Here is a 15,684-nt window from a genome sequence, read left to right as displayed (position 1 = left end):
TGACCCCCGCACTATAGTTTATTTTTATAGATATTTTAAAGTGATAGCTAAAAATTATAATAATTTTATATCGTTAATAATTTAAACCACCCAACATGGAAAACAATGAGCATCGAAATTCCCCCGGCACCCACAAAGCCTGGGAAGTAAACGATTCCAGCAGGTGTCCTTTTTTAGGCGGCGCACTGGATAAAACTGCCGGTAGCGGTACTACAAACCGCGACTGGTGGCCTAATATGTTAAACCTACGTATCCTAAGGCAACATTCGAATCTATCTGACCCAATGGAAGAAGATTTTGATTATGCCGAAGAATTTAAAAGCCTGGATCTGGCTGCAGTTAAAAAGGACCTTCATGATCTTATGACCGACTCCCAGGATTGGTGGCCGGCAGATTATGGTCATTACGGCGGACTATTTATTCGTATGGCCTGGCACAGTGCCGGAACCTATCGTATTGGTGACGGGCGTGGTGGCGCAGGAACAGCCGGACAAAGATTTGCACCTTTAAACAGCTGGCCAGATAACGCCAACCTTGATAAAGCCCGATTACTTCTCTGGCCGATTAAAAAGAAATATGGAAAAAAAATCTCCTGGGCAGATCTTCTTATCCTTACCGGAAACGTCGCATTGGAATCTATGGGATTAGAACCTTTTGGATTTGCAGGTGGACGTGAGGATATTTGGGAAGCCGAAGAGGATATCTACTGGGGATCTGAAGGTGAATGGCTTGGAAATAAAGAGCGTTATGCTGATGATAACAACCTGGAACAGCCTTTAGGAGCCTCTCATATGGGCCTTATATACGTAAACCCTGAAGGGCCTAATGGTAATCCCGATCCGCTTGGATCTGCAAAGGACATCCGTGAAACTTTTGGTCGTATGGCTATGAACGACTATGAAACCGTAGCGCTTATTGCCGGTGGACATACCTTCGGAAAAACACACGGAGCAGCCGATGCCAATGAGTATGTAGGTGCAGAACCTGCAGGCGCGCCTATAGAAGAAATGGGCCTTGGATGGAAAAACTCCCACGGAACCGGTAATGCCGGGGATACCATCACCAGTGGATTGGAAGGAGCCTGGACAAATACGCCGACTAAATGGAGCAATGGATTTTTCGATAACCTATTCGGTTATGAATGGGAATGTCATAAAGGACCCGGTGGTGCATTTCAGTGGAGACCAAAAGACGGCGGAGGCGAAGGTACTGTTCCCGATGCTCATGATCCCGATAAGAAGCACGCACCTTTTATGCTAACTTCAGATATTGCATTAAAAGAAGACCCTGCTTACGGGAAAATCTCCAAACACTTTCATGAAAATCCGGAAGAATTTGCAGAAGCTTTTTCCAGAGCATGGTATAAGTTAACACACCGTGATATGGGCCCAAAAACCCGATATCTTGGTCCGGAAGTACCATCAGAAGATCTGTTATGGCAGGATCCAATTCCAAAACTAGACCATAAGCTTATAGACAAGAGTGATGTTAAAAAACTAAAGAAAAAGATTCTAAAATCCGGTTTATCTGTTTCTGAACTTGTCACTACCGCATGGGGATCGGCATCTACGTACCGAAATTCAGATAAGAGAGGTGGTGCCAACGGTGCGCGTATCAGGCTTGAACCACAAAGACATTGGGAAGCTAATAATCCTCCACAATTACAGAAAGTCATAAATAAACTTGAAGAAATTCAGCAGGAGTTTAACGATTCTCAATCAGGTAATAAAAAAGTATCCCTTGCAGACCTTATAGTACTGGGAGGATGTGTTGCTGTTAAGAAAGCCGCTAAAGATGCGGGATATGATATTGGAGTTCCTTTTGCACCGGGGCGTATGGATGCAAGTGAAGAGCAAACAGATGCTGAACTTTTTGATCCTCTTGAACCAATTGGTGATGGCTTCAGAAATTATATGAAGAAGAGAAACAGTTTATCTGCTTCGGCTGAAGAATTGTTGGTAGACAAATCTCAACTATTATCACTTACTGCGCCAGAAATGACCGTTTTAGTTGGTGGTATGCGGGCGATGAACGCTAATTTTGATGGTTCTAGGCACGGAGTGTTTACAGAACATCCCGGGCAACTCACTAACGATTTTTTTGTAAACCTGCTTGATATGAATACCACCTGGAAAGCTACTACCGATGCACAGGATGTTTTTGAAGGCAGGAACCGTGCTACAGGTGAAGTAAAATGGACCGGAACAAGGGTTGACCTAATTTTTGGTTCTAACTCTGAACTGCGTGCCCTTGCTGAAGTTTATGCTTACGAAAACGCACAGGAAAAATTTCTGAATGACTTTGTAAAAGCATGGGACAAGGTGATGAATCTGGATCGTTTCGATCTACGTGATTAAATATAAGCTACAAAGCTTTAACTAAATTGGAAAAAGGTGGTTTTGAAAGCCACCTTTTTCTTTATATATACCACAGAAAAAACAGTAGTACGAAAATTGCCATTTTTAGAGGTGCTCCAAAAATTGCAAATATCGACCATCAGGATCGCATTCTACGCGTTTTTCAAAAAGCTTAAGAGTCTGATACATCGCAGTTTAAAAATCCTAATCAGTAAAATCAAAGAACGATAAGAGTAATTCTCCGCCCGAAATCAATGCTGTAAATCAGATTCCATTTTGGCACAATTGCTGCTTATTTGTAAGCAGGCAGTTCTGAAAAACAGGTGATTATATTCAAAATCCTGCTCAGATTATCGATCCCATCTTTAATCTTTTCAAACGGAAACAATAGCTATGAAAATCAGAAAAATAAGCATACTTACAGTACTTTTTACGATACTTCTTACCTCCTGTTCAAAGGATGACGAAGTTTTGGAACAGGAGCTTACCAATGAAAACGCTGAAAATCAAGAAACTGTGGAAGCAGAAGAAATTGCTGTGGAGAACTTTGTATGGAAAGGTATGAACGACCTCTACTTGTATAAAGCAGATGTCCCCGAATTAAGCGACGACTACTTTTCCACAAATTCTGAAAAAGCCGCGTTTCTTGAAGATTTTGATTCTCCCGAAGATTTGTTTGATAATGTAAAGTCCTCAAGGGATAGGTTTAGCTTTATCACTGCCGACTATAATCAACTGGAAGAAAGCTTTAAAGGAATTACAAGTAGCACTGCCGGAATGAAATTTGGACTCGGCCGTATAAGCGGATCGAATAATATCTTTGGTTTCCTTCAGTACGTAGTTCCCGGCACTTCTGCTGCAGACGCCGGACTTACCCGCGGAACAATTTTTACTGAAGTTGACGGAGAAAAAATGACATTTAATAATTTCCAGGAGTTAATGGAGGCTGAATCTTTTAGTATCAAAATTGCCAAAATTGAGGATGGACTTTTAAAGCCAACTGATGAGACTATTACGCTGGTAAATACTTCCTATACCTCCAATCCTATTCAAATGGTAAAGACGTTGAATGTTGAAGGAAAAGAAGTAGGATATCTTATGTACAACTCTTTTATAGGCGACTTCGATGATGAATTAAATGCTGCTTTTGCAGAATTAAAAAGTGCCGGGGTTACAGAGCTTGTACTGGATCTCCGCTATAACGGGGGTGGCTCGGTAGAATCTGCCATAGATCTGGCAAGTATGATCACAGGACAATTTTCAGGAGAAATTTTTATGAAGGAACAATGGAATGAAGAGTACCAGGAATATTATGAGACGAACAATTCTGAAAGGCTCGTAAACAGGTTTAATGCAAAAATCAGAACAGGTGAAGCTATAAACAGCCTGAACCTTTCAAAAGTCTATGTACTCACAAGCAATGGTACCGCCTCTGCCAGCGAACTTGTAATCAATGGTCTTGAGCCATATATAGATGTAGTACAAATTGGGGAAAACACCACGGGAAAATTCCAGGCGTCGGTAACACTTTATGACAGTCCCGATTTTCAGAAAGACGGCGCAAATGAAAATCACACCTATGCCATTCAGCCTCTGGTATTCAAATCTGCCAATGCTGAAGGAAAATCAGATTATGAAGATGGGCTGGTGCCAGATATAGCATATTCAGAAAAGGTCAGTAATCTTGGAACTTTGGGTGATCCTTCTGAACCTTTACTACAGGCAGCGCTTAATCATTTATTCGGAAAAGCTCAGGTTGCTCAGAAACAACAAAATGAAAATATCGATAAAATAGGTGAAAGCGGAATGTATAAAGCCGGATATCAAAAAATGTATCTGGACGCTGTACCTGAGGTTTTATTGAACAGAGTTGAATAGAAAGTGACGAAAGCTATACTCCCAGATTCTCTTTAAGACTGAGAGCATTTCTCACAGCATGACCTTCAAGATCATTATTGAAGTAGACAAAAACATCAAGTCCGTCATCAACATAACCCCGAACCTCATCTGCGATTTCGTTTAAATGTTTCTTTGAATAATTGCCACTGTAATTTTTCCCATGGAACCGCATATAAGTCCAGTCTGCAGTTATTACCCGTGGATGATCTGGAATCATATCATGAAGTACAAGTGCTGCGTTATGCTCCCGCAACAATTCATACAACTCTTCCGAAAGCCAGTCCGGATCTCTTATTTCTATTGCCCATCGAATGGATTTAGGAGTTACTTGCAGGAATTCTTTTAATCGTTCGATATTTTTCTTCCAGTTTGGAGGAAGCTGGACCAAAACAGGTCCAAGTAATGTTTCCAGGTGGGTTGCGCGATCTAAAAAATAGTTCACATGCCCCTCAGGATCTTTAAGTTTTTTCCGATGCGTTCCAAAACGACTGTATTTTATCGCATAACAGAAATCTTTAGGAGCGGAATTCTTCCACTCGTCAAAAGTAGAAGCATCTGCCATTTTGTAGAAGGTGTTGTTTATTTCTACCGTATCAAAATGACGGGCATAGAATTCGAACCGGTCCTTGACCGCAAGATCTTTCGGATAAAAATCTCCTTTCCAGTGCTTATACTGATAGCCACTGGTTCCTATCTGAATATTTGACTTCATATCATTGTGTCTTCAATAACACCCGAAATAGGCGATTAGTTTCAATTTATTAAAATCAAGCAGTAAACATTCTTAAGAACTTCAGAAAATAAAGTGGCTCAGACTAAACTTCTCCCCTTTTCCACTTTCCTACCCTTCAAATTTTTATGTTACTCCATAAAATAGTAAATTAATAACTCAGAGTTATCATTTAATAACCACAATATGGTGAAAATGGATTATGTATGGGGTGCTGGATTTGCAATAATTATGGGATTAGTCCTGCTTATCGTAGTTATTTATACCGTTATAAAGGTAAGAAAGCAGGCTCATAAAGCCGAAGCTGCAGAAAAAAGGAAGAAAGAACGTTCTTCAAACAAGTTCGATTAGACTTCTCTGAAAGTCGCATTCATGTTCATTTCCCGCCACTTACGCTGTTCCTGGTTTTCTTAAAAACTTCTGCCAGGCCCTTCTCTAAACTGAAAAATGTTTTCTGCGGAAAATATTCCTGTAGTACAGAAATAGCTTTTAAACTTCTCATTCCTGAAGCACAATAAACAAGCACATTATCTTCTGAAGTTAATTCGCTGTACCTTTTATGCAACTCCGGAAGCGGAATGTTTATACCGCCAATATCAGCAATGGCACGTTCTGCAGGATAACGCACGTCAAGTAAAGTATAGGAATTCTGAGATTTTACGTACTCCTGATAGGAGAGCGATTTGACAGCTGAAATTTCACAGGAAAAACTAATTTCTTCCAGGTTATTGATTTTTACATCAGGATTTTTCCGGAACGGCAGGATCTGAAACTGCATTTCAAGAGCATCAAAAAGGAGTAATTTCCCTGATAATACATTTCCTATCCCTAAGATCATCTTCAGCACTTCATTAGCCTGCAGGTTTCCTATAATTCCGGGTAAAATTCCCAGCACGCCGACTTCGCTGCAGGACGGCATTTCTTCAGCAGAACCGGGTTCCGGAAAAAGACATCGGTAAGTGGGACCATCGTGATAATTAAATACCGAAACCTGTCCGTCAAACTTAAAAATTGAGCCAAAGACCAAAGGTTTGCCGGAAAGAACAGCAGCATCGTTTGCCAGATATTTGGTGGTAAAATTGTCACTTCCTTCTACTATAATATCGTATTCCGGAAAAATATGAAGTGCATTTTTTGCGGATAATCTTTCCTTATATGTCACTATTTCTATTGAAGAATTCACCTCCTGAAGCCGGTTTTTAGCAGCGATCACTTTCGGTTCCCCAACATTCTTTTCCGAAAAAAGGATCTGTCGCTGTAGATTCGAAACATCTACAACATCATCATCTATAATTCCGATTTTTCCGACTCCGGCGGCAGCAAGATATTGTAAAACAGGGCAGCCAAGTCCGCCGGCGCCTATCACCAGTACCTTTGCCTGCTTTAGTTTCAGTTGCCCTGCTTTACCGATTTCTTCCAGAAGTATGTGCCGCAGGTAACGCTGCTTTTCTTTTTCTGTCAACATATTACCAGCTTTTTTCCCAGTCTTTCCAGACAGGCTCTATTCCGGTTTCAGAAAGCATTTTTGCAATGATCTCTGTGCTTCTTTCATCGGAAATTTCGAATTGTTCCAAAGATTGTGGATCTACCATATAGCCGCCGGGATTTGTTTTTGATTCGGCACTCATCGAGGTGATTCCAAGGTGAACAATATTGTTTCTGAAAATCTCATTTTCCCGGGTAGAAATAGACAATTCCACTTCTTCATCCAGTAATCTGTAAGCACAAATAACCTGAAGCAAATCTGGATCTGTCATCTCCACTTTTGGTTCTAGGCCGCCGCTAAAAGGCCGCAAGCGAGGAAATGAAATGGAATACCTCGTTTTCCAATAGTTCTTTTGCAAATATTTTAAATGTAAAGCAGTGAAAAAACTATCGGCTCTCCAGTCTTCAAGTCCGAACAATGCACCAATTCCAATCTTATGGATTCCGGCTCTTCCTAACCGGTCTGCGGTTTCCAGCCGATAATCGAAATTTGATTTTTTCCCTTTAGGATGATGGATCTTATAGGTTTCCCGGTGATAGGTTTCCTGATAAACCAATGTGGCATAAAGTCCGTTTTCAATCAGTCTTTCATACTCATCCTGATCCAGGGGCTGAATCTCAATGGAAATATTAGAAAAATAAGGCCTAAGCAGTTTTACCGCATTACACATATAGTCAACGCCCACAGTTTTGTTCGCTTCTCCCGTCACCAATAAAATATGATCGTATCCCTTTGATTTTAAGAATTCGGCTTCTTTGATTATCTCAGCATCGCTCAGGGTTTTCCTCGGAATCTTATTGGTCATACTAAATCCGCAATAGGTACAAATATTCTGACACTCATTACTCAGGTACAAAGGAGCGTACATCTGCATCGTGTTTCCAAATCGCTTTTTGGTGATCGTCTTGCTCTGCTGCGCCATTTGTTCCAGGAAAGGACGTGCGGCAGGAGAGATGAGCGCTTTAAAATCTTCCAGATCCCTTTTTCTGCTCTGCAGTGCAGAACGCACATCGGCTTCTGTTTTCGAGAAAATGCTTTGCAGTACCTCATCCCAGGAATATTTTCTTAAAGTATGTTTGAAACTAGTCATAAAGAAATTGTGTTAACGGACTACTTGCTTCTGCTTGTTGCCTTTGTGGAGCGAGTTTAGCATTGTAGGCAATTCTTCCTGCCTGTACAGCGAGTTTGAAGGCTTTCGCTATTTCCACCGGATTTGGGGAAACGGCAATTGCGGTATTGACCAAAACGGCATCGGCTCCAATTTCCATTGCGTGAGCGGCATGAGACGGACTACCAATTCCCGCATCTACGATAACCGGCACATTACTTTGTTCAATAATGATCTCCAGGAAATCCTGGGTTTTTAAACCTTTGTTGCTGCCAATTGGTGCTCCCAGGGGCATCACGCATTGCGCTCCGACCTCTTCAAGTCGTTTGCACAAAACCGGATCGGCATGGATGTACGGCATCACCACAAAACCTAATTTCACCAGTTCTTCACAGGCTTTTAAAGTTTCGACAGGATCCGGAAGCAAATATTTAGGATCTGGATGTACCTCCACTTTTACCCAATTTGTTTCCAGGGCTTCCCTTGCCATTTGAGCGGCAAACACAGCTTCTTTGGCATTCCGCACGCCAGATGTGTTGGGAAGAAGATTTATATAAGGATCTTTTAAAGCCGAAATCATTTGATCGTCATCGTTCCCCGGTTCTACCCTTTTTAAAGCCACTGTCACCAGCTCACTTTCTGAAGCTAAAACAGCCTGCTGCATTACTTCTGAAGAACTGAATTTTCCTGTTCCCGTAAACAAACGGGAAGAAAAGACTTTGTCTGCTATTTTTAATGAATCTGTGTTGCTCATAATTGTTTTTCTGAAAATTGTTGTTGGATTTCCCGGAAGATCATTTCAGGTTGCGGATGGTTGGTAAGCCATCCGGAAATGGCCACACCGTGTACTCCGCTTTCTGCTAAAACCGGAAGATCCTCCGGTACAATTCCACCAATCGCAATCACCGGAACCGCTTTTCCGCTAGCATGAAGACTGCTTAGCAGCTTCCGGTAACCTTCTGCTCCCAGAATGGGGCTGAGTTTCTTCTTGGTAGCAGTAAACCGGAAGGGTCCGAGACCTATGTAATCTACCTGTTTTTTGCAAAGAACTTCGCAATCTTGCAGCGTGTTTGCTGTTCCTCCAATAATCTTATCTGGCCCCAGCAGCTTTCTTGTTTCCAATGGACAGTGGTCTTCCTTTCCCAGATGAACACCATCGGCATTCACTTTTTTTGCCACTTCAGGAAAATCGTTAATAATCAATTTAACCTGAAATTCATCGCAAATCTTCTTTGCTGCTTTTGCTGTTTTAAGAACCGTCTCAAAAGATTCATTTTTAAGACGCAGCTGAACCCAGTCTGCTCCTGCGGCACATACATTTTGTATGTTTTCCAGGTGTTTTTCAGGAGTTTCTCCCTGTGATATGTAGTGTAAGTGTGAAATCATGTTTTATGGTATCCTAATAATGTTTGATTTGATTCTAATACTTTTTCAATGTAATCTTTTGCCTTTCGTGCGGCTTCCGGAAGAGAATTGCCCAAAGCCAGATGTGCTACCAATGCCGAGGATAAAATGCATCCGCTGCCGTGTTTTTCCGAACAATCGTTTCTTCCTGGTTCAAAACTCAGGTACTCCCCTTCCGGAGTAAATAATTCATCCAGACCGATATTTGCCATTCTGTGGCCTCCTTTAAGGTACAGGTTGGTTTTACTGCTTATTCTCCTAATCGTCTCTTCCATAGTTAATTCGGAATAAAAAATCTGTAATTCATCAAAATTCGGAGTGACAAGAAATATTTTATCCAGAATTGATTCCAGATTCTCCTGAAATTCTTTCGGTTCCTGGAACGAGAATCCGTTACTGGATTTTAAAACCGGGTCCCAAATAACTCTGATGCTTTTATTTTTAAATAGCAGTTTGTCAATGATTTTATTTAAAACCTGAAAATTCTTTACGATTCCGATTTTTACCACCTCCAAAGGAAAACGCTCCAATAAAAGTTCCAGTTGCTGAGTAATAATTTCTTCAGAAGTCCAGTGGCAGGCTTCGAATTTTATATCATTCTGAATCGTATTTGCCGTGTTTACCGCCAGCCCATAACATCCCAGATTTTCAAAAGTTTTAATATCAGCCAGCAATCCCGCGCCTCCTGAAGGGTCGAATCCGGCAATGCTTAAAACAAATGGTCTGTTATTGGTAAACATTTCTGTACTTATTATAAATTTCAGTAAAAGCCTGATCTTTGTTTTCAGACAGCCATATAGCTCCCAATACTGCTACTCCCGCATATCCCAGTTCTTTTGCTCTCGAAATCTTATCTGCTTCAATTCCGCCTAAAGCGATGACTTTTCCGGAAATATTCTCCACATTAAAAGCCTGTCCTTCATATCCTTCTTTTGAAACAGAAGTAAACACCGGACTCAAAAAAACATAGTCAAAGTTGGAAGCTCCAGATTTTACTTCTTCGGGATCATGAAAGGATGAACTGACTGTAAAACCTCGTGATTGAATACTCTCGACATACTGAGATAAATCCTCTTCTTTGCTTCTGAAATTTTCCTTTAAATGAATTCCTTTAACCGGTAAAATTTCAGCTAAATGATGATGTTGATGAAGTACCATCTTCTGAAGGTATTTTTCTTCAAAATCTGATAACCATAGCTTCAGTTCTTCTTCGGCCATTCCGGGTTTGCGAACGTGCAAAAGGGGCAGCTCATTCTCAAAAAAACGAATGAGCTGTTCCTTTTCCGCAGTTTGATTTTCTTCCGAAGTAAAAAGAATGAACATCTGAATTTGCTTTACAGGTAAACTTCGCTTCCTTTCTCCTTAAATTCTTCCGATTTTTTCCTCATTCCTTCCTCGATGGCTTCCTGCGTATCCATTCCGTTTTCTTCTGCGAATTTCCGAACGTCCTGCGTAATTTTCATAGAGCAGAAATTAGGTCCGCACATAGAACAAAAATGGGCTACTTTGGCATTTTCAGAAGGTAAAGTCTCGTCGTGATAAGATCTTGCGGTATCAGGATCAAGCGCCAAATTAAACTGATCTTCCCATCTGAATTCGAATCGGGCTTTGCTTAAAGCATCATCCCTGTGCTGTGCGCCGGGATGGCCTTTCGCCAAATCTGCAGCATGGGCAGCGATTTTATAAGTGATCACTCCTTCTTTTACATCGTCTCTATTTGGAAGCCCTAAATGCTCTTTTGGCGTCACATAACATAGCATCGCACATCCAAACCAACCGATCATTGCGGCACCAATCCCACTGGTAATGTGGTCGTAACCGGGCGCGATATCTGTGGTCAATGGTCCTAAAGTGTAAAAAGGAGCTTCTCCACATACCTCAAGTTGCTTGTCCATGTTTTCCTTGATCATGTGCATTGGGATATGGCCGGGGCCTTCAATAATGCACTGCACATCATGTTTCCAGGCGATCTTGGTAAGTTCTCCCAGAGTTTCAAGTTCAGCGAATTGTGCATAATCATTAGCATCGGCTATACTTCCGGGACGTAGGCCATCTCCAAGGGAGAAAGAAACGTCATAGGCTTTCATGATCTCGCAGATTTCCTCAAAATGTGTGTACAGGAAGCTTTCTTGATGATGCGCCAAACACCATTTTGCCATAATTGAACCGCCACGGGACACCAGCCCTGTTACCCTTTTTGCGGTGTGTGGAACATACGCTAAACGGACTCCGGCGTGAATGGTGAAATAATCCACTCCCTGCTCTGCCTGCTCTATAAGCGTATCGCGGAAAATTTCCCAGGTAAGATCTTCGGCTTTCCCGTTAACTTTTTCCAGCGCCTGGTAAATAGGCACGGTCCCTATGGGCACCGGAGAATTTCTAAGGATCCATTCCCGGGTTTCGTGGATGTTTTTTCCGGTAGAAAGATCCATTATCGTATCTGCTCCCCAGCGGCATGCCCAAACGGCTTTTTCCACTTCTTCTTCAATCGAAGAGGTAACCGCGGAATTACCGATGTTAGCATTTATCTTCACGAGAAAGTTCCGCCCAATGATCATAGGTTCATTTTCCGGATGGTTAATGTTGGAAGGAATAATGGCTCTTCCGCGGGCAACTTCATCCCGCACAAATTCCGGAGTAATTATTTTCGGAATACTGGCACCAAAATTTTGCCCTGGATGTTGTTCGGAGATTTGTTTGATCTCTTCCAGTTTCTGATTTTCCCGGATGGCAATGTATTCCATTTCAGGAGTGATAATTCCTTTCCGGGCGTAGTGCATTTGGGTGACGTTATGTCCCGGCTTTGATTTAAGAGGCTTTCGGTTTGTTTTAAACCGAAGTTCATCCAGTTTCTCATTTTCCTCCCTTTCGCGCCCGTAAGCTGAAGAAAGCCCGGAGAGTTGCTCTACATCTTCGCGGGCGGCAATCCAGCTGTTACGGATAGGCATCAGCCCTTTTCGAACATCGATGTCTACCGTTGGATCTGTATAGGGACCACTGGTGTCATAGACCAAGACCGGATCGTTTTTCTCTACTTTTCCGTTGAATTTATCCACTGTGTCGTCGAGGGATATCTTTCGCATCGGCACTTTTATGTCCGGGTGAATTTTTCCGCTTACATAGATTTTTTCGGAGTTGGGAAAAGGTGCGCGGCTAATGGTTTGCTGCTTTGGAGTCTGGTCCTTTTTCATAATTACTTCTGTTTAGTGGTATGTTGTTTTGCTTCCGGAAATGCTCCCGAAGCACATTTATCCTCCCTGGGTAGCCCTTATAATGAGTACATTTTCACCTTCGGCTAATTCACGTTTGGTCCAGTCGCTTTTAGAAATAATCTGATTGTTGATAGCCACAGCAATCCCTTTTTCAGAAATAGCTAGTTGCGTCAGGAGATCCTGAAGATTGGATGGTGAATTAAAAGTGTGGGCAGTGTTGTTTACGTTTACAGTTATCATTTTTTGATATTTAATAGCTGTAAACTGCAGGGGGATTCCCTAAAGAAAAAGTAAATACAAACCATAATTCCTCCAAAAACGGAATTATAATAGAAAATATGTAAATAACACTTTTCCCTTCGCGGGTATTAACCGGATCAGGTTCAAAGGGTTTTATCTCAGCCGATTGCTACCAATCAGCACCCCTAAAGTTTACGTTTTCAAATGTAACGGAAATTTTTATTGATAATCAAATGTCTTTCAATTTCTTTTTTGAAATCTTTTCAAAAATCACCTTTTTAAAGGAAGAAAAAAGACCGGACTGGCAGGAATAAAGCGCCCGGCAGGGCAGAAAATCTGTATTTGTAAATCTCGGACTCCTACCCTGCCAAAAGCAGGTTGTCAAAACGAATTACATTCTCTGTTCCTTTTTTCCGTAGATAACTGCTTATAATCTGGTGGGTATGGAAAGTTGATTCCTGTAGTTTGAGAAAAGGCTCGTAATCTTCAAAGTTTTCTATTTGCACATCAGCGTCCACAAATCCGTAGCCGTAATATCGGCCTTCTTTAACCAGAACAAAAGCCTGCTCATCTTTATGCCTTCCCTTCTCTTTGATCACATACGTCTCTCTTTCATTTTGAAGAGAAGTAATAGCAGCCTCAACTTTTGCATTGTAATTCTCAACAGATTCTGATCCCTCACAAATACCTTCACAATTCTTGATGCGATAGTGAGAACATTGGCTAACATTGGATTGTAGTGTGCAATATTTTGGACATAAATTAAAAGTCTCGCAAAGCTTTTCGAGCATTTCCTGAGCCAGGGCACGATTATAAAAAGTGGCTGCAGAATCCTGTATCTGCTTCGTTCTTCCTATCGCAAGTTGAATTATTCCACGCTGATTTCTATAACTGATAATCTGGTAAGTATAAGTTGGACGCTTTTGAGCGCGGTTAAACTTTGGATATTTCTTCCGGATATAATCAGATTCCAGGAGGAGTGCCAGCAGTTCGTTTCCGGTAGTTTCAAAATCTATATAAGAGGTCTCCTGCCCCAGTTGATATTCTTTGGTTTTCTTATCATAAAAATGTGACCAAACTCTTTTTTTGATATTTTTCGCTTTCCCGGCGTAGATAATCGCATGATTTTTATCCTTAAACAGGTAAATACCGGGAGTCTCCGGCAGCTCATCAATTTGCTCTGCAGAAATATGCGGCGGTAAAGTGGCGTGCTTGGAATGCGGGTGTAAAAAAGAAGATAACACCTCACCGTCTTCATCCAGATCGAGCAGTCTCTGAAACAAAATCACAGTAGCATCGGTATCGCCTTCAGCTCTGTGCCTGTTGGTAAGCGGAATATTAATCGAGCTGCACAATTTGCCCAAACTGTAGGAAAAAAGTCCGGGTATGAGTTTTCGGGATAAGCGAACGGTACAAAGTTTCTTCCTGGAGTAGTTTCTTCCGAGCGCTTTAAATTCGTTCCGAAGCACGTTGTAGTCGAAATTTACATTATGAGCCACAAAAACAGCATCTTTCGTGAAATCATCAATAATATCTGCTACTTCATGAAATTTTGGAGCATCCTCCAGCAGCCCGTTATCAATACCCGTCAGCGAGGTAACATAGCCGGGAATAAGCATTTCAGGATTTACAAGCGTAGTGTATTTATCCAAAATTTCAGATCCCTGCAACAGCACAATACAAATTTCGGTAAGGCGATTACCACTTATACCACCGCCGGTGGTCTCAACATCTATTACAGCAAATTTTTTATCTTTCATCAAGACAAATATACAAATTTTAGGAATATTTCCTACAATTGGAATATTTCCAATATTTTAAAGAAATATAACATCTACGAAATTGTCAATTTTGAAGGTGAAGCTGAAAAGTGTATGCTGAAATTTGCCAATTTTCGACCTCCTTTTTAGAATCCGTCTAAAAACTTCAGAAAAGCGGAAATATTTAGTTGCTAATTCATTCAGAAAGTAACATTTGTTCCTTTTTATCAGCTTTTCTGACCATTTCTGAAGAAAAAATGCTTCACAAAAGCTAAAAAAGATTGAGAATTGCCATTTTCAAGGCTTCAACTCCAGAATTCTCCGGAAGAAGAAACACTTCAGATGCTGCTTACCCTTCAGTTTTAAAGTCAGGATCAAATTTGCCAATTCTCGATACATTCTCTGTAATTGGCAGCTTTAGACCTCATATTTCACACTAATTCCGAAGTTACTCAGAGCCTATTTCCAAAATACATTTTATAACTTTACAGAAAAGCTAAAAATGCAATTACACCTTTATCAAATAGACGCTTTTACAGACGAACTTTTCTCCGGAAATCCCGCCTGTGTCGTTCCCTTATCTGAATGGCCATCTGACGATTTACTACTGAAAATAGCCAGGGAAAATGCAGTTGCAGAAACGGCTTTTTTTGTAGACAACGGACTAAAAATTCACCTGCGTTGGTTTACTCCTGAAGCTGAAATTGACCTTTGCGGCCACGCCACCCTTGCCACCGCACATGCCCTTAAGGAAATTCGTCACTACTCCAGAAATACTATTCTTTTCGAAACAAAAAGCGGAGAACTTGAAGTGGAAACCGGAAACTCTGAATATACCCTCAATTTCCCTTCCCGTAAACCATCCGCTACTCCTTTACCTTCGTTGTTGCAGGAATCGATTAACATCCAGCCACAGGAGGTATTGAAAGCCAGGGATTTTGTCCTAGTTTATCCTTCTGAAGAAGACATTAGAAATATCGAAATTGACCGGTTAAAATTTGATAAACTGGAGTTGGGCTTAGGCGGAGTAATTTTTACTGCACCGGGTAAAAAATGTGATTTTGTTTCGAGGTTTTTTACTCCGGGCGCTTCGGTTTTTGAAGATCCTGTAACAGGATCTGCGCATTGTTCCCTAATTCCCTATTGGAGCGAAAAACTCAATAAAATAGAAATGAATGCTAATCAAATTTCTAAACGTGGAGGTAAACTCTTCTGCAAAAACAATGGTGACCGGGTAGCTATTAGCGGTAATGCGCGAACTTACTCCATTGGGAAACTTTGGACGGAGTAACATTAATTAAAGTCAAATTCCTTTGAGCAAAGAATCCACTTCGGCTTCATCTTGTATCTTATTTTAATACCATAATGCCGATAATTGCCATTTAAAATGGTAACCTCATAGGGATATATCTAAATATTCAGAATATATGCTCTGGAGACTTGTGCAATAAGCTTTTTTTCTAAATAGTTGAGCATTTTATTCAGCAA

14 protein-coding genes and 1 riboswitch are annotated in these 15,684 nt (G+C 41.1%); of the genes, 4 read left to right on the top strand and 10 right to left on the bottom strand.

Annotation, left to right across the window (positions count from 1 at the left end; genetic code table 11):
- The first annotated feature begins 95 nt into the window (after positions 1 to 95).
- Both katG and RM549_RS10855 read left to right on the top strand, forming a co-directional pair.
- Entirely contained in the window at positions 96 to 2,357 is a 2,262-nt protein-coding gene (gene katG / locus RM549_RS10860; protein ID WP_311684656.1) for a catalase/peroxidase HPI, read from the top strand.
- Between the two features lie 393 nt (positions 2,358 to 2,750).
- Positions 2,751 to 4,235, top strand: a complete 1,485-nt coding sequence (locus RM549_RS10855) for a GFO_1087 family putative carboxy terminal peptidase (protein ID WP_311684654.1) — start codon at positions 2,751 to 2,753, stop codon at positions 4,233 to 4,235.
- Positions 4,236 to 4,248: 13 nt separating this feature from the next.
- On the opposite strand, the gene RM549_RS10850 is transcribed toward RM549_RS10855, so the two are convergent.
- Positions 4,249 to 4,968 carry a DUF72 domain-containing protein gene (locus tag RM549_RS10850; protein ID WP_311684652.1) on the bottom strand — a complete coding sequence of 240 codons (720 nt, stop codon included), beginning with the start codon at positions 4,966 to 4,968 and terminating at the stop codon, positions 4,249 to 4,251.
- A 204-nt stretch (positions 4,969 to 5,172) separates the two neighbouring features.
- Between RM549_RS10850 and RM549_RS10845 the strand changes: the two genes are divergently transcribed.
- Positions 5,173 to 5,337 (top strand): hypothetical protein, encoded by a 165-nt coding sequence (locus RM549_RS10845; protein WP_311684650.1) that lies wholly within the window; start codon positions 5,173 to 5,175, stop codon positions 5,335 to 5,337.
- 25 nt (positions 5,338 to 5,362) lie between these two features.
- On the opposite strand, the gene moeB is transcribed toward RM549_RS10845, so the two are convergent.
- The 9 genes from moeB to RM549_RS10800 form a co-directional block, all read right to left on the bottom strand.
- Positions 5,363 to 6,451, bottom strand: a complete 1,089-nt coding sequence (gene moeB, locus RM549_RS10840; RefSeq protein ID WP_311684648.1) for a molybdopterin-synthase adenylyltransferase MoeB — start codon at positions 6,449 to 6,451, stop codon at positions 5,363 to 5,365.
- A 1-nt stretch (position 6,452) separates the two neighbouring features.
- A complete protein-coding gene (thiH, locus tag RM549_RS10835) occupies positions 6,453 to 7,562 on the bottom strand; it encodes a 2-iminoacetate synthase ThiH (protein ID WP_311684646.1) in 1,110 nt (369 codons plus the stop codon).
- Positions 7,555 to 8,334 (bottom strand): thiazole synthase, encoded by a 780-nt coding sequence (locus RM549_RS10830; protein ID WP_311684644.1) that lies wholly within the window; start codon positions 8,332 to 8,334, stop codon positions 7,555 to 7,557. Before RM549_RS10830 ends, thiH begins: the two co-directional genes overlap by 8 nt.
- Positions 8,331 to 8,966, bottom strand: a complete 636-nt coding sequence (locus RM549_RS10825) for a thiamine phosphate synthase (RefSeq protein ID WP_311684642.1) — start codon at positions 8,964 to 8,966, stop codon at positions 8,331 to 8,333. Before RM549_RS10825 ends, RM549_RS10830 begins: the two co-directional genes overlap by 4 nt.
- Positions 8,963 to 9,724 (bottom strand): hydroxymethylpyrimidine/phosphomethylpyrimidine kinase, encoded by a 762-nt coding sequence (locus RM549_RS10820; RefSeq protein ID WP_311684640.1) that lies wholly within the window; start codon positions 9,722 to 9,724, stop codon positions 8,963 to 8,965. The genes RM549_RS10825 and RM549_RS10820 overlap by 4 nt, the downstream gene beginning before the upstream one ends.
- A complete protein-coding gene (locus RM549_RS10815; RefSeq protein WP_311684637.1) occupies positions 9,711 to 10,307 on the bottom strand; it encodes a thiamine phosphate synthase in 597 nt (198 codons plus the stop codon). The genes RM549_RS10820 and RM549_RS10815 overlap by 14 nt, the downstream gene beginning before the upstream one ends.
- An 11-nt stretch (positions 10,308 to 10,318) precedes the next feature.
- The gene (gene thiC / locus RM549_RS10810) at positions 10,319 to 12,175 is read right to left on the bottom strand and encodes a phosphomethylpyrimidine synthase ThiC (RefSeq protein ID WP_311684633.1); all 1,857 of its coding nucleotides are present in this window, start codon (positions 12,173 to 12,175) and stop codon (positions 10,319 to 10,321) included.
- Positions 12,176 to 12,232: 57 nt separating this feature from the next.
- Positions 12,233 to 12,436, bottom strand: coding sequence for a sulfur carrier protein ThiS (gene thiS / locus RM549_RS10805; RefSeq protein ID WP_311684626.1), 204 nt, complete (start codon positions 12,434 to 12,436; stop codon positions 12,233 to 12,235).
- A gap of 97 nt (positions 12,437 to 12,533) precedes the next feature.
- Positions 12,534 to 12,633: riboswitch (TPP riboswitch) on the bottom strand.
- Between the two features lie 162 nt (positions 12,634 to 12,795).
- Positions 12,796 to 14,196 carry an exonuclease domain-containing protein gene (locus RM549_RS10800; RefSeq protein ID WP_311684624.1) on the bottom strand — a complete coding sequence of 467 codons (1,401 nt, stop codon included), beginning with the start codon at positions 14,194 to 14,196 and terminating at the stop codon, positions 12,796 to 12,798.
- A gap of 502 nt (positions 14,197 to 14,698) precedes the next feature.
- On the opposite strand from RM549_RS10800, the gene RM549_RS10795 reads away from it, so the two are divergent.
- A complete protein-coding gene (locus RM549_RS10795) occupies positions 14,699 to 15,487 on the top strand; it encodes a PhzF family phenazine biosynthesis protein (protein WP_311684622.1) in 789 nt (262 codons plus the stop codon).
- The last annotated feature ends 197 nt before the right edge of the window (positions 15,488 to 15,684 follow it).

The sequence above is a fragment of the Autumnicola patrickiae genome (assembly GCF_031846525.1).
In the GTDB taxonomy this organism is placed as follows: Bacteria; Bacteroidota; Bacteroidia; order Flavobacteriales; family Flavobacteriaceae; genus Autumnicola; species Autumnicola patrickiae.
The sequence above is the reverse complement of the archived record's forward strand: the minus strand, read 5'-3'. Positions and strand labels throughout refer to the sequence as shown.

Bases quoted from the DNA above. Each gene is read 5' to 3' on its own strand.
- katG (WP_311684656.1), top strand. From the start codon at position 96: ATGGAAAACAATGAGCATCGAAATTCCCCCGGCACCCACAAAGCCTGG.
- RM549_RS10855 (WP_311684654.1), top strand. From the start codon at position 2,751: ATGAAAATCAGAAAAATAAGCATACTTACAGTACTTTTTACGATACTT.
- RM549_RS10850 (WP_311684652.1), bottom strand. From the start codon at position 4,968: ATGAAGTCAAATATTCAGATAGGAACCAGTGGCTATCAGTATAAGCAC.
- RM549_RS10845 (WP_311684650.1), top strand. From the start codon at position 5,173: ATGGTGAAAATGGATTATGTATGGGGTGCTGGATTTGCAATAATTATG.
- moeB (WP_311684648.1), bottom strand. From the start codon at position 6,451: ATGTTGACAGAAAAAGAAAAGCAGCGTTACCTGCGGCACATACTTCTG.
- thiH (WP_311684646.1), bottom strand. From the start codon at position 7,562: ATGACTAGTTTCAAACATACTTTAAGAAAATATTCCTGGGATGAGGTA.
- RM549_RS10830 (WP_311684644.1), bottom strand. From the start codon at position 8,334: ATGAGCAACACAGATTCATTAAAAATAGCAGACAAAGTCTTTTCTTCC.
- RM549_RS10825 (WP_311684642.1), bottom strand. From the start codon at position 8,966: ATGATTTCACACTTACACTACATATCACAGGGAGAAACTCCTGAAAAA.
- RM549_RS10820 (WP_311684640.1), bottom strand. From the start codon at position 9,724: ATGTTTACCAATAACAGACCATTTGTTTTAAGCATTGCCGGATTCGAC.
- RM549_RS10815 (WP_311684637.1), bottom strand. From the start codon at position 10,307: ATGTTCATTCTTTTTACTTCGGAAGAAAATCAAACTGCGGAAAAGGAA.
- thiC (WP_311684633.1), bottom strand. From the start codon at position 12,175: ATGAAAAAGGACCAGACTCCAAAGCAGCAAACCATTAGCCGCGCACCT.
- thiS (WP_311684626.1), bottom strand. From the start codon at position 12,436: ATGATAACTGTAAACGTAAACAACACTGCCCACACTTTTAATTCACCA.
- RM549_RS10800 (WP_311684624.1), bottom strand. From the start codon at position 14,196: ATGAAAGATAAAAAATTTGCTGTAATAGATGTTGAGACCACCGGCGGT.
- RM549_RS10795 (WP_311684622.1), top strand. From the start codon at position 14,699: ATGCAATTACACCTTTATCAAATAGACGCTTTTACAGACGAACTTTTC.